The following is a 13,556-nucleotide window of genomic DNA, read 5'->3' as shown; positions in this document are numbered from 1 at the left end:
TTAATCCTCAATCGAGGAATAAACGATTTTAATTTGTTTTAAAATGGATTCTAAAATTACGTCGTTCACCATTGGCGAATATTTCTCGATATTAATTTTTTCCAGCAAAGATTTGTAATCCAGAGCTAACTTAGGATTCGTTTTCTCAAGATATTCTTTATAATCAATATGATGAAGTCGAGAGGATTTGGCATTAACCTCGTTGTCTAGATTTATGAATTCTTTAAAAAATTCCGAATACTTTTTTTGAATTAATAGATTTTCGATATAGTTGAAGTGGCTGCTAAGATTTAATGAAGATTTTTGTCTTAGTAAAGCTTCAGTTTCTTCTATGGTTGTTATTTTTGGCCGTGCTTTAAGTTGCTCTTCTTTGATGATGTTTGCTAGTTTTCTTTTTTGATAACGGTTTCTCACGAAATAAAACACCATACACATCGCACCAATTAGCGCCATATTTGCAAAAATAATCGACCAATTCATGCCTTTTGTTTTTTCTAGTTTCAAGGTTTCGGTTTGCAAAACAGGCGTGTTAACTTTATCCAAAACAGTGTTGGTATATTCGTTAACCTTTTGCATGGTTGATTTAGAATTTTCTATTTCGCCAGGTGTCATAGCACGAACAACAATTGATTTTTCACCAAGATCTTTGTATAATTTTTTTTCAGGATTGAAGAAGGCCATTTTTTCAGTTTTGATGGCTATATTGCCAGCCTTTTTCGGAATAACAACATAGTGTGCTTCAATATCGCCCACAATACCTTGTTTTTCGACTTTTAGATTTTTAACCAATTTTGGAGGGAAAACATCGTAATCTTCGGTAGCGATAATTTTCGGCATATGTTTAGCCGAAAGGTTTCCTCGGCCGATAAGTTTGACAACGATATCAATGGGTTTATTGATTTCTATAGGTTGTGGAAGACTTTCCACATTTGTCATATCCACACTGAAGTTTCCTACAAAATCGTTGAAATCCTCTGGAGCTCCCAGCGGAAGATGCATCACCGAAAGTTTAGTGCGATTGGATGTTAGCTTTGTTGTGCCATGATCAATAATCTCAGCTGTGAAGGATGGAATCTCTAACATGCCTTCTTCTTTTGGGAAAATAATAAACAGGCCAATAACTTGCGATAATAGTCCAGATTTAGCATCTTGCTCTATATCCGATCTATGCATACTAATGGGTTGCACAATGATATTTCCGTTTTTTGGAGGGCGGATGTTTTTTACTTTTCTAAAATTATCGACATCTTTGCTGATGACCGATAAGGTTGCGACAACAGCTTGGTTTTTGTAAACTTCGCGGTCATCTAGTTTGACGTTAAGATAAGTTTGGTTGTTATGACTGGCTAAACTTTTTGTGTTGTCTGGAATTCTTTTGGATACATCACGAACAGTAATGTCAAAAGGTTCGGATTTGTACATTTTGCCGCTCACTTTAACAAGTGCAGAACCTATTTTGATGGTGCCGGCTTGTTTTGGTTGTAGTAAAAATTGATACACCATTTGGTTGACTCTTACTTTTCGGATAGGATCAATAATGGTATTTTGTTCTGAACCGTAATCTAAAACTTCAAATTTTTGAAAGTCGGGAAGCTTAACTGGAGATTCCTGGATCATGTCTTCACCGCTGATTTCCAGAGCGATGGTTAGGCTGATGATATCATTGTTGGTGGCTTCTTTTACATTGGTTTCGGACGTAATGTACACTTGACCATAACTGCTCATGGCCGAAAAAAATATTAAAATGTACGAAAGCCAAATGTTCTTCATTACCAATCTTTCTCGTTGGACTGTGGAATAGAGTTTGCGTTTTTGTTGAGGATACGTCGTGCAGTTTCTTTTTCTTTGTCCTGTACTTTATTTAAAATGGCGTTTTCTATATCTTTTGGAATTTTATTTCCATTTTCTTTTGGTTGTTGTTGCGATTTTTTATCATTTGCACCTTCACCTTTTTGTTGTTGATCATTGGATGCGCCATTGGGCTGGTTAGCTTTTTGGTCTCCTTTGTTATCTTGTCCGCCTTCGTTATTTTTATTTTGTTGCTCGCCTTGTTCGCCTTGTTGTTTGTTTTCTTTTTCCTTATTTTTCAACTTAGCGATTTCATAGTTTTTTCTGATGCTTTCGTTGTAAGGGTCGTTCTTCAATGCTTTTTTGTACATATCCGCAGCTTGGTCGGTTTTTTCTGTTTGCATCAAACTGTTGCCGAGATTGTATTGTGCGGCAGCTTTGTCGTTTTTATTTTTAGCAAGATTTTCAGCTTTTTGAAATTCAGTTTTTGCCTCTTCATACATTTTCTTTTTGTACAAGCTGTTACCAAGATTGTAATGCGCTGTGAAATCTTTATCGTTAGATTGTGTAGCTTCCAAGAATTTGGAAGAAGAAGCCTCGTAATTTTTTTTGTCGAATTCTTTGTTACCTTCGTATACCAAAGTCTTGTAACTTCCCTGAGCTGACAAAATATGGCTTACACCTAAAAATAACAATAGACTGAAAATCAACTTAAAATTCATATCTGCAAAATTATTTCTTTAATTGTTAAAATACCATTCCTAAAAAGTTAAAATGGGTTAAATATCCCTAAAAATAAGTCTTTTCGGAAAAATTTCAGCATCGTTATTTAGAGTGATTCTACTTAATTAAAGACTTTGCTTTTAAAGATTTAAATCGCGTTTGGGATTAAAGAAATAAATAAGTAAAAATAAAGCTATAGAAATTCCTAAAAAATATTGATAGTAATGTTCTGCAGATTGCGCACTGATGTATGAAGTATTGCTGTTGGTTGACTTTTTCAAAACATCAGAAAGTTCATTTATCGCTTGATCCAAATTATTACCATCGATAAAAGTTCCACTTGTGCTGGACGCCATATTTTTTAAGGCTTTGGTTTCCAGTTTAGTCATCACCGTTTCGCCTGTCATATCGGTTTTGTAGCCCATAAGTTGTCCGTAATAATAATCCGGAATCGGCGCGCCTTGCTCCGTACCAATGCCGATAGAAGATATACTAATGCCTTCTTTTTGGGCTAATTTTATTGCAGCAGATTCATTGTCTTCATTGTTTTCGCCATCGCTAATTATGATAACTTTTCGGGCACCTTTTGGAATGGATTTAAATTTTCGAACAGCCATTTCCATAGCTTTCAAAAAGTCAGTTCCTTGTGTTTGTACAACGCTGGTTTCTATGCCAGAAAGATAAGATTGTGCGGCATTATAATCTGTTGTTAAAGGCATGATCGAGTTGGCTTCGCCCGCGAAAACAATGATGCCTACACGGTCGTTGTTCGTCTTTTGAAAGCTGTTGATGATGATGTCTTTAGCTTGTTCTAGACGGCTTGGTTGGATGTCTTGTGCGTTCATCGAGTTGGAAACGTCCAAAAGATAAATGACATTGTTGGTTTTTTGCTGGGTTTTTATTTCTTGTTTTCCGCCCAATACATCAATAATGGAAAAAATTAAAAATAAAACTGCTAAGAAAAATAAACTTGGAAAAATTTTAGAAAAACGACTTGTGTTTGCAAACAATTGTGGTTGGAATTGCAAATCTGCAAATAGAGCGCGTTTTTTTTTCTTCCATTTAATAAAGCTAAACAGACATAATCCAATTGCAGGAAGTAAAAGGAATAGAAAAATGTACCAATTATTTTCGATGTAAAAATCCATGTTGTTAGCTCAATATTTTGTATAAAAACCATCTCAAAAAGATGTCAAAAAGTAAAATGCCCAAAGCAATCCAAAGGAAAATTCGGAAATATTCTTGATATTGATAAAGTTTTGAAGTTTTAATATCTGATTTTTCTAAGCCATTTATTTCGTTATAAATATCTTCTAAACTGCCATTACTTGTCGCTCGGAAATATTTTCCTCCAGTTGTGGATGCAATATCTTTCAAAAGACTTTCGTCAAGATCGGTTTCTTTTTCTGTGAAAACAATATCGCCAAAAATATCTGTTGCTGTTGGGAACAGTGCATAACCACGACTTCCAATGCCGATGGTATAGACTTTTATACCGTTGTTTTTGGCCAGTTCTGCGGCAACTGCTGGAGGCATGGCATTTGTCACATTGTTTTCCCCATCGGTCATCAAAATAATGATTTTGCTTTTCGCTCTCGAATCTTTTAGATGGCTGACAGCAACTACAAGACCTTCGCCGATTGCTGTTCCTGGCTGCAATTCGGTGGGACTAAGTTCAGTAATTTCGTTTTTGATAACCTCGTGGTCAGTCGTCATTGGGACTTTGGTGTAAGCTTCACCAGAGTATGCCACCAATCCAATCCTGTCATTGGGGCGTTGATTGACAAAGTTTTTTGCAATTTTTTTAAGCGCTTCCAGACGGTCCGGATCGAGATCTTTTGCTAACATACTGAGCGAAACGTCAACTGTTAGCATGATGTCCAGGCCTTTTGTTTCGTCGCGATCATCGGATATTGTAAAAGTTCTGGGACGCGCAATCGCAATGATTAAAGCAGATAATATTAAATATTTTGACAATCTTAGAAAGGTCATGACAATTCCCAGGCTGCCAGCCGGACGCATGGCTTCCGTTGTAGGTACTTTGATGCCTTTCGGTTTTTTGCGCCCTAAATCTAAAATAATTAATGGGACAAAAACCAAAAATAAAAGCAAGAGCCACGGGGTATAAAATTCAAAATTGAAATTCATTATTCTGGAGTCAATCTAGCAATTAATTCATACTTCTTAACTGTTCGGCTTCGACATCTTTCGGAGAGCGGATTACCATGTTTTTAATAGCGCTAAAATCATTTTCCATCATCTCGCTATTGGGAATTGTTTTTGCAAATTTTACCAAATCGCCACGCTGGAAGATTTCTTCAACGGTTTTTTCATTTTCTTCCGAAATAATATTACTCGTTTTCATGTAATCAATAAGGTCGTCCGTTAATAATACATTGGCCGGAATTTTATACTGCTTGGTCAAAAAATCTCTTGTAATGTCTATTAACTCGACATAATAAAGACGGTAATTTCCACTTTGGATGTAGTTTTTTTTACGAAGGCGCTCAAGATCTTTCAATGTTTGGTTGGTCAAAATTTTAGGATTGTCTTTTGATTTTCGACCATATTTAACAAAATAAACAATTAAGAATATAATTCCTAAAGCTATCAAAGCCGCTAAAATATAAAATTTATACAGCTCCAAATAATCTTTTACATCAAGATTAACTTGTTTATTTTTCATGATATCGTTGATAACATCATCTTTTTTTGCTGTGTTGATGACTTCAACTTCGTACGGAATGGTCTTTTGAAATTGGTCTCCGATTTTAATTTCTAAAGCTGGAATTTTAAATTCTCCTTCTTCAAAAACCTGAAACTTTATTAATCGATAGTATTGATTGGCTTCTTTGGAAATGCTGTCGCTAACGATTTCAAAATGGAAAGGCAACAATTCGTTTTTGGGTGCAGCCACAACATTTTTGCCTTGTAGATTGTCGATTTTTAGTTTGTATTCGCCCACTTCGCCTAGTGCCAAAGTTGTATTGCTAAGGTTGGAGGAAAGCGTTTGTCCAAAAAGGATTTGGCTTAAAAAAACTAAAATTACGGTATATGAAAACTTGAAATATATCAAGGCTAAAAACGGATTTGGTTAAACTATTTTTTCTGAAAATATTGATACAAATATTTGCTGTAATCTTCATTGGTCGTCATGCTAATCAAGCTAGCCGAGTTGTTTTCAAAAGACTCTTGCAAATGTCTAAATTTTTTTTTCTGATGTTCTGCAAACTCATAACGCCAGCGCGAATTTGACGTGTTGACCCAGACTTCTTTTCCGGTTTCGGCATCTTGAAATAAGGCGTAGCCGACATTCGGGATATCTTGATCTTTTTGGTCATAAATTCTCAATCCCAAAAGTTGGTGTTTTCGTGAAGTAACACCAAGAATTTTGGGTTCAAATTCATCTTGAAAATCTGAAAATAAAAATAAAAATGACTTTCTTTTAAAAACACCCATCATGTAATTAAGCGCAGCGTCAAGATCGGATTTTCCTGGAATATAGTCTGCTGTTAAAATATTGCTGATGATTGATAAAACATGTTTGCGACCTTTTTTAGGTGGAACTACTTTATAGACTTTATCCGCGAACAAAATAAGCCCCACTTTGTCATTATTACCAACGGCAGAAAAAGCTAAGGATGCAGCGACTTCCGCGACAAATTCCCTTTTTAATCCATGTTGCGTGCCATAATCCATGGATGCGGAAATGTCCACCATGAGAATCATCGTCAACTCGCGTTCTTCTTCCATGACTTTTACAAAAGGCTCACGAAAACGTGCCGTTTTGTTCCAGTCAATTCTACGAATGTCGTCTCCAAATTGGTATGGACGCACCTCGGAAAATGTCATGCCTTGACCTTTGAAGCTGCTGTGATATTGTCCCATAAGGCTCGCTTCCGTCTTCTTGCGTGTGCGGATTTCGATTTGTTTTACTTTTTTGACAATATCTTTTATTTGCATTTTATTTTGTCGGTTGATGGTTGACAGTCTTTAAAGTAGAGCGTTTCCCCTAAACTAAAAACCATCAACTGTCAACCATTTTTTTAAGGTGCTTGTATTTTAGCTAGAATTCTGTCAACGATTTCGTCTTGGGAAACTTCCTCAGCCTCGGCTTCGAAACTTAAACCAATACGATGTCTTAAAACGTCTTTTGCGATGGATTTAACATCTTCTGGAATGACGAAAGCGCGTCCTTTTATAAAGGCATTAGCGCGCGATGCAATTGCTAAATTGATACTTGCTCTAGGCGATGCGCCGAAACTGATAAGGCTTTTCAAATCTTCTAAGCCGTATTTTTCTGGATAACGCGTTGCAAAAACCATATCTAAAATGTATTTTTCAATTTTTTCGTCAAGATAGATTTGATTAATCAATTTCTTTGCCTCGACAATATGCTCAAGCGAAATTACGGGTCGTATCGTCGGGATATCTTGTGTGGAAACCATACGCATAACTTTTCTTTCGTCCTCAAATTCTGGATAATCGATTTTGCATTTTAGCATAAAACGGTCTGTTTGTGCTTCTGGCAAAAGGTAAGTTCCTTCTTGATCAATTGGGTTTTGTGTGGCAAGGACTAAAAAAGGTTTGGGTAGTGCCATGGTCTCATCGCCGATGGTGACTTGTCTTTCCTGCATGACTTCCAAAAGTGCAGATTGTACTTTTGCTGGTGCACGGTTGATCTCATCCGCCAAAACGAAATTTGCAAATACAGGTCCTTTTTTTATTGAGAAATCATTTTCTTTAACATTATAAATCATTGTGCCTACAACATCGGCTGGTAAAAGATCTGGCGTGAACTGTATTCTCGAGAATTGTCCATGTACTGCCTCTGCCAATGTCTTAATAGCCAATGTTTTGGCGAGTCCCGGCACACCTTCCAGTAGGACGTGGCCATTGCCGAGCAGACCGATTAATAAGCGGTCTACCATGTACTCTTGTCCGATGATGGCGCGGTTGATTTCTTGTTTTAGTAGACTGAAAAAGTAATTTTGTTCTTTTACTTTTTCCATTAAATTTTTAATATCTTCAGATTGGTTCAGTTCTGACATAATTCGTTTAAATTATTCGGTAAAGGTCACACAAATCCGTGCATTAGTCAACATAAGAAATGCCAATTATGAGTTAAATATTTGTTAAAAATAAGAATAAACTCAAACTGAAAAAAACGTGTAAAGTTTTATGTTATAAAAGAATATTGTAATCTGTTGATGCTAAATGTTAAAGTCCTTGTTTAAAAGCTTTAGGTTTAGGAGATTCCTATTTGTCATATTCGTATAATTGGAGTAATTTTGGATTTTAAAAAATTGACTTAAAATGAATTATCATTTTTCGGCACATCGACAAGTTCGAAAAAACTTGTTACAGATTTTGCAAAACACGCCAAAGGAAGATCTTTTGTTGATTCCAGATGGTTTTAATAACAATATATATTGGAATATTGCGCATTGTGTAGCGACCCAACAACTCTTACATTATTACTTGAGTGGCAATGCTTTCCGTATCGATAAATATTGGGTAGAACAATATAAAAAAGGCACTTTTGCTAAAATGGATGTTGATAATACCGAAATGGAAGATTTGTCTTTTCTTTTAATTGAAACATCAAAAGTTTTGATGAAAGATTATGACAACGAATTCTTCACCGACTATACGCCTTATTCTACCAGTTTTGGTATTGATCTTAAAAATATTCAAGACGCCATTATTTTTAACAATATGCACGAAACCTTGCATTACGGATATATTTTGGCACAAAAAAGAGCCATACTTGGAGAAAGGCTAAGCTAGAGTTATGAAAAACTTCCTTTATGTCATCGTTATTGGATTTTTATGGATTGCAAGTCAGTCTGGGACAAGATCGATGCAGGTAAAGAAAGATCCAGAACGTTTTAAGTATTATCAAGCTTTAAGCAAAAAAAATGAAAGTTTGGAAGTTATCTACCTAACATGGCCTGATAAAAACTTACCCAATTTTGTAAAGCTTAACGATTATAAAAAATATGCTTCTACCAACGAGTTGATTGAGTATTGCTTCTATATCGATTCTAAGAAAGAACAAGGACCAGAGTTTTCTGATAAAATGCGAGATCAATTTATTAAGAAAATCCCTGTTAAATTAAAAGGGAAATTTTTCGTTACAAAACAATTTGATGATAACTTTCCGACCAAAGATTTTGAAGAATTACGCCGAATGAAAGAGCTCGGTTTTAAACTAGAAAATGACGATTACAAAGTTTTTGTCATTGATTAATATTATATTTTACTAAATGAAAGACGATTTTATATTTGGGCTGAGGCCAGTAATAGAAGCCATTGAGGCAGGCAAAACAATAGATAAAGTATTTGTACAAAATGCCTTGCAAGGTCCTATTTATGCAGAATTGAAAGCGCTTTTGTCAAAGCATAAAATTCGTCCTAACTATGTTCCTGTTGAAAAACTAAATCGCTTCACAAGAAAAAATCACCAAGGTGTGGTGGCTTTCATTTCGGATGTGCCATTTCACAGTATTGAAGACGTTTTACCTCAGATTTTTGAAGAAGGTCGTGTGCCGTTCATTCTTATTTTGGACCGTTTAACAGATGTCAGAAACTTCGGAGCGATATGCCGCACAGCGGAATGTGTTGGCGTAGACGCTGTCGTTATTCCAGAAAAAGGAGCTGCACCAATTAATTCGGATGCGATAAAAACATCAGCTGGTGCCATTTACAATATTAAAATTTGTAAAGAAAAAAACTTAGCGCATACTGTTGATTATCTGCAACAAAGTGGCGTATCGGTATTTGCTTCAACAGAAAAGGCGCAGAAATTGATATACGAGGTTGACTTTACAGAGCCTTGTGCGATTGTTATGGGGAACGAAGAAACAGGAATTTCCAAAGAAGTTTTACATCATAGCGATGAAAAAATAAAACTTCCTATCGAAGGAAAAACACAATCTCTCAATGTTTCTGTAGCTTGCGGTGCAGTGCTCTATGAAGCAATGAGACAAAAAATAACAAAAAACATTTAACATGAGTTAGAGCTTAACTCAAAAATTATTATTGATGAAAAAAATCATAGGTATAGCTTTATTTGCAGTTGCTTTAGTAGCTTGTAAAAAAGAAAATACAAAAACAGTTACCAAAGTTAATCCAGAAACAGGAAAGACCGAAACCTTAACTGTGGAAGTGCCAGAAGAAGAGAAAATAAAAGCTGCAATTGTAGATAGCGCAGGGATTTTTAAACAGAAATTTTATTTAGAAAAAGGCGTAACTTATCCATTGATAGCTTACCAAAGAGATATTCAGAATGTGTCAACACCTGACGGTAAATCTGTTTCTGGAACTTCTGAATCAACAGACGAAATGTCCGTAACGGTTAACGATTTTAAAGATAACGTTTATGACTTATCAGTTAATTTGATTGCAAAACGGAACAGTACAAGTGCCAATGGCAAAACGGTAGTATCTGACACAAAAGCAGCTGCCCCAAAAGAAGAGCAACTGAAAGGTATGTACACCATCAATAAAGCCATTACAGGTAACAAACTGACGATGAAAATGAATGTTGATGGAAAGATATTGTCCGTAACAGGTTTTGATCCAATCTATACTAAAATCGGTTCAGCTTTGGGAACTTTGGTAAAGGATGCTAAACAACGTGGTGAGATTGTTTCTAATTTTAAAAGAGGTTTTAATGAAGCAACAATCAAAGAACAGTTTGAGAAAAACCTTAAAATTTTTCCAGCAAAAGGTGTGAAAATAGGTGAGAAATGGACCGTGACAGAAGATGTTATCCCAGGTGCTGATCTTAAGCTAACTTCGAATTATGTTTTAACAAAAGTTGAAAACGGTAAAGCAGAGATTAGTGTTAATGGTAGTATCCCAACAAAGTCTGATAAGCAGTCGAAAGATGGTATCACCCATAGCATGTCATTAGGCGGTTCGCAAAATGGGAAAATCATTTTGGACAGCAATACTGGTTGGATCTTGCATGAAAATATTAGCATTAAAACCAACCAAAAGGAAACAATATCCGATGGAACAAAAAGTCAGAGTATGACACAGAATTCTACATCGTCGATTATTATGAATCCTTCTTACAAATAAGTTTTTGGCCAGGCTTGTGCTTGGTCTTTTTTTAGTAAAGTGTAATTATTTTTTTAAATTATGAAGTTTGTTATAGAATTGGTTCTGGGTACCATTATCATTTTCTTCGTTTGGAATATTTTGAAACGTTTATTTTTTAATTCGTTTTATAAAAATTTTCCACAACTCAATCCTCGCAATTATCAAAAGCAACAAGAGCAGCAATCTGCAAAAAGTGATAAAAAGCTTAAAGAAAAAGTCAAGTGGGATGCAGAAACCGTTGATTTCGAAGAAATAAAAGAAGAAAAGAAATAAAAAACGACCAATCTCAAATTAATATATGAAGAATAAGAATTTGATTTTTGCGGCAATTAGTCTCGTTATATTTGTGCTAATTGCTGTCTTGTACGCCAACCCTATAATATCAGGCAAAGAAATGATTCAGCCTGATATTGTGCATTATAAAGGTGGTGCTAAAGAACTTTTGGACTACAGAGCCGAGCATGGCAAAGAAACCTATTGGAGCGATGCGATGTTTGGCGGCATGCCAACATACCAAACTGGTGTGCAGTTTCGAGGCGATATCATCAAAAAACTGGATGATGTTTTCATGTTTTTGCCCAAGCCTGCCAATTATATTTTCTTATTGTTTGCAGGATTTTTCTTTCTAGGAATTGTAGCAACACGCAATTGGAAATATGCTTTACTCGGCGCAACTTTCTTCGGACTATCTACTTATTTTTATATTATCATAGCAGCTGGGCACAATGGTAAAGTCCATACGATAGCTTATTTTGCACCATTGTTGGCAGGGATTTTATTAGTCTATGTCAGAAAAAAATACATTCTTGGCTTTATAGTAACAACCATTTTTATGGCGTTGCAGGTTAGTTCAAACCATCCACAGATGACTTATTATCTGTTTTTAGCTTTAGGATTTTTATTCTTGTCAGAATTGATTCGTGCTTACAAAAAGAAAATCACTTGGAAGCATTTCGGGATCTCATCGGGTATTTTGGCTTTAGCTTTTGCGCTAGGAGTTGGGATGAATGCACAACGTATTATGGCAAATGCCGAATATGTGAAAGAAACGGTAAGAGGAAAGCAAATCCTCGATTCGGATAGACATACTTCTGGCAAATCTGGGATGGATCGTGCGAGTATCACGGCGTGGAGTTACGGAAAATTAGAAACGTTCAACCTCTTCATCCCAAGATTAATGGGCGGTGCTAGTCAGGAGCCAGGCTCAGACAAGATGATGGCGTACATCCAAGAATGGGCACAGTCCAACATTACTAGCCAGACGCAGTATGACCAGTTTATGAAAGGTTTTGTAAGTCCATCTTATTGGGGAGAACAGCCAGGAACATCGGGCCCAGCTTACCAAGGCGCCGTAGTGTGCTTTTTAGCTTTGTTAGGATTCTTTTTCGCTTGGAAGAAATATCGCTATTGGATTTTGGGAGCCACCATCTTAACGATTCTTTTGGCGTGGGGAAGCAATTTTGCATTCTTAACGGATTTGTTTATTGATTTTGTACCAATGTATAATAAGTTCCGTGCGCCATCTTCTATTTTGGTGGTTGTAGAATTATTATTCCCTTTCATTGCCATTATTGGATTGTATCGTTTTTTCACAGACGAAAAACTGGAGAACGATTACAAACAAAAAGTCTTATTATATACCACGGGGAGTGTTGTTGGGATTACATTACTGCTGATGTTCGTAGGGAAAGCTATTTTAGGCTTCCATACCGATAACGAAAAGATCTATTTGCAACCAGATTTGTTAAACTATCTAGTCGATGAACGTTTCAAAATGTTCCAGACGGATGCCTTCAAAGCCATTATTTTTGTATTGATAACGGCAGGAGCAATGTTTTTAAGTTTCAAGAAAAAATTATCAGTAAATATTGCGTTAGTAATTATTGGTTTGGTTAGCTTCTTCGACCTTTGGACGGTTAACAAACGTTACCTTAATGATGATAACTTTGTAGATAAAACATTTGCTCAAAATCCTTATCAAACCGAAAATTCGGAATACCTAATGGATAAAGCAGGCGATAACCAATACATCCAAGGCCTTTTGCAACAAGATAAAGTGAACAAAGTTTTGGAAACCATTGCTGAGAAAGACCAATCGCATTACCGAATTTTCAATTCTACTTTAGGAACATTTAGCGAAACCAATACATCTTATTTCAAATCTTCTGTAGGTGGTTATCATGCGGTGAAACTAAGACGCTATGATGACTTAATTAATGCTTATTTTTACCAAACAGATAGCATCAGAACGCCTCGTATTCTCAATATGCTGAATGCAAAATACTTTGTCGGCGGGGATATGCAGCAACCCATTAGCTATCCAAATCCAGAGGCCAACGGCAACGCATGGTTTGTATCTCAGGTGAAAGTTGCTAACTCGCCTAACGAAGAACTAAAATCTATTGGCGAATTGGATACCAAAAAGATTGCAATTGTAGGCAAAGAAGATCAAGATTATCTTAATGGAAAAACATTGCAAGCGGATTCTACAGCTTTTATTCAGTTGAAAAGTTACCAAGCCAATGCTATAGAATTTGAAGCCGAAACCCAAACACCACAGTTGGCAGTCTTTTCAGAAATCTATTATCCGCACGGTTGGAAAGTGTCTATCGACGGTACAGAAGTGCCTTACATCAAAGCCAACTATCTTTTGCGCGCGGTGCATGTACCAGCCGGGAAACACAACATCAGTATGAAGTTCGAGCCCGAAGTTATCGAGACGGGCAAAATGTATTCTTACGCCAGTGTTGGCGTATTTGCTATCCTCAGTTTGTTGTCGTTAGCGTGGTATTACAAAAACAAAAAATCGAAAGCCGTCGATGCCTAATCGATTCTGAAATATAATTAAAGCTGTTTCCTCGGAGGCAGCTTTTTTATTTGGGCGCCATTTCCGGCTGTCACTAGTCGCTGCGCCGCGCCCAGGCTATTGCCTG

The 13,556-nt window shown here is 36.2% G+C and carries 13 protein-coding genes; 6 read left to right on the top strand and 7 right to left on the bottom strand.

Translation table 11 applies throughout. The features are described from left to right. The 7 genes from ACVFVN_RS10945 to ACVFVN_RS10915 form a co-directional block, all read right to left on the bottom strand. A complete protein-coding gene (locus tag ACVFVN_RS10945; RefSeq protein WP_456235278.1) occupies positions 1-1,770 on the bottom strand; it encodes a BatD family protein in 1,770 nt (589 codons plus the stop codon). Beyond that, positions 1,770-2,510 carry a tetratricopeptide repeat protein gene (locus tag ACVFVN_RS10940; protein ID WP_456235277.1) on the bottom strand — a complete coding sequence of 247 codons (741 nt, stop codon included), beginning with the start codon at positions 2,508-2,510 and terminating at the stop codon, positions 1,770-1,772. Before ACVFVN_RS10940 ends, ACVFVN_RS10945 begins: the two co-directional genes overlap by 1 nt. A 141-nt stretch (positions 2,511-2,651) precedes the next feature. After that, positions 2,652-3,659 (bottom strand): VWA domain-containing protein, encoded by a 1,008-nt coding sequence (locus ACVFVN_RS10935; protein WP_456235276.1) that lies wholly within the window; start codon positions 3,657-3,659, stop codon positions 2,652-2,654. Positions 3,660-3,663: 4 nt separating this feature from the next. Further along, positions 3,664-4,659: a VWA domain-containing protein gene (locus tag ACVFVN_RS10930; RefSeq protein ID WP_456235275.1), complete on the bottom strand. Its 996-nt coding sequence runs from the start codon at positions 4,657-4,659 to the stop codon at positions 3,664-3,666. Positions 4,660-4,681: 22 nt separating this feature from the next. After that, a complete protein-coding gene (locus ACVFVN_RS10925) occupies positions 4,682-5,584 on the bottom strand; it encodes a BatD family protein (protein WP_456235324.1) in 903 nt (300 codons plus the stop codon). A gap of 26 nt (positions 5,585-5,610) precedes the next feature. Then, complete coding sequence (locus ACVFVN_RS10920; RefSeq protein ID WP_456235274.1) at positions 5,611-6,474, bottom strand: DUF58 domain-containing protein; 864 nt, start codon at positions 6,472-6,474, stop codon at positions 5,611-5,613. A gap of 83 nt (positions 6,475-6,557) precedes the next feature. Further along, entirely contained in the window at positions 6,558-7,562 is a 1,005-nt protein-coding gene (locus ACVFVN_RS10915) for an AAA family ATPase (protein WP_456235273.1), read from the bottom strand. Positions 7,563-7,827: 265 nt separating this feature from the next. On the opposite strand from ACVFVN_RS10915, the gene ACVFVN_RS10910 reads away from it, so the two are divergent. Genes ACVFVN_RS10910 through ACVFVN_RS10885 form a run of 6 tightly spaced genes read left to right on the top strand, consistent with a single transcriptional unit; the run spans position 7,828 to position 13,450 of the window. Beyond that, positions 7,828-8,301, top strand: a complete 474-nt coding sequence (locus tag ACVFVN_RS10910) for a DinB family protein (protein WP_165136907.1) — start codon at positions 7,828-7,830, stop codon at positions 8,299-8,301. 4 nt (positions 8,302-8,305) lie between these two features. Then, the gene (locus ACVFVN_RS10905; RefSeq protein WP_456235272.1) at positions 8,306-8,764 is read left to right on the top strand and encodes a hypothetical protein; all 459 of its coding nucleotides are present in this window, start codon (positions 8,306-8,308) and stop codon (positions 8,762-8,764) included. 16 nt (positions 8,765-8,780) lie between these two features. Further along, on the top strand, positions 8,781-9,524 hold the full coding sequence (gene rlmB, locus ACVFVN_RS10900) for a 23S rRNA (guanosine(2251)-2'-O)-methyltransferase RlmB (protein ID WP_456235271.1): 744 nt from the start codon (positions 8,781-8,783) through the stop codon (positions 9,522-9,524). 34 nt (positions 9,525-9,558) lie between these two features. Beyond that, positions 9,559-10,602, top strand: coding sequence for a DUF6263 family protein (locus tag ACVFVN_RS10895; RefSeq protein ID WP_228455869.1), 1,044 nt, complete (start codon positions 9,559-9,561; stop codon positions 10,600-10,602). Between the two features lie 60 nt (positions 10,603-10,662). Beyond that, positions 10,663-10,896, top strand: coding sequence for a hypothetical protein (locus tag ACVFVN_RS10890; RefSeq protein ID WP_456235270.1), 234 nt, complete (start codon positions 10,663-10,665; stop codon positions 10,894-10,896). Positions 10,897-10,921: 25 nt separating this feature from the next. Next, a complete protein-coding gene (locus tag ACVFVN_RS10885; protein WP_456235269.1) occupies positions 10,922-13,450 on the top strand; it encodes a YfhO family protein in 2,529 nt (842 codons plus the stop codon). The last annotated feature ends 106 nt before the right edge of the window (positions 13,451-13,556 follow it).

It is taken from the genome of Soonwooa purpurea, assembly GCF_053891095.1.
Note: the sequence above shows the minus strand (reverse complement) of the source record. Positions and strands in the feature narration are given on the sequence as shown.

Bases quoted from the DNA above. Each gene is read 5' to 3' on its own strand.
- rlmB (WP_456235271.1), top strand. From the start codon at position 8,781: ATGAAAGACGATTTTATATTTGGGCTGAGGCCAGTAATAGAAGCCATT.
- ACVFVN_RS10940 (WP_456235277.1), bottom strand. From the start codon at position 2,510: ATGAATTTTAAGTTGATTTTCAGTCTATTGTTATTTTTAGGTGTAAGC.
- ACVFVN_RS10910 (WP_165136907.1), top strand. From the start codon at position 7,828: ATGAATTATCATTTTTCGGCACATCGACAAGTTCGAAAAAACTTGTTA.
- ACVFVN_RS10935 (WP_456235276.1), bottom strand. From the start codon at position 3,659: ATGGATTTTTACATCGAAAATAATTGGTACATTTTTCTATTCCTTTTA.
- ACVFVN_RS10895 (WP_228455869.1), top strand. From the start codon at position 9,559: ATGAAAAAAATCATAGGTATAGCTTTATTTGCAGTTGCTTTAGTAGCT.
- ACVFVN_RS10920 (WP_456235274.1), bottom strand. From the start codon at position 6,474: ATGCAAATAAAAGATATTGTCAAAAAAGTAAAACAAATCGAAATCCGC.
- ACVFVN_RS10915 (WP_456235273.1), bottom strand. From the start codon at position 7,562: ATGTCAGAACTGAACCAATCTGAAGATATTAAAAATTTAATGGAAAAA.
- ACVFVN_RS10890 (WP_456235270.1), top strand. From the start codon at position 10,663: ATGAAGTTTGTTATAGAATTGGTTCTGGGTACCATTATCATTTTCTTC.
- ACVFVN_RS10885 (WP_456235269.1), top strand. From the start codon at position 10,922: ATGAAGAATAAGAATTTGATTTTTGCGGCAATTAGTCTCGTTATATTT.
- ACVFVN_RS10945 (WP_456235278.1), bottom strand. From the start codon at position 1,770: ATGAAGAACATTTGGCTTTCGTACATTTTAATATTTTTTTCGGCCATG.
- ACVFVN_RS10905 (WP_456235272.1), top strand. From the start codon at position 8,306: ATGAAAAACTTCCTTTATGTCATCGTTATTGGATTTTTATGGATTGCA.
- ACVFVN_RS10930 (WP_456235275.1), bottom strand. From the start codon at position 4,659: ATGAATTTCAATTTTGAATTTTATACCCCGTGGCTCTTGCTTTTATTT.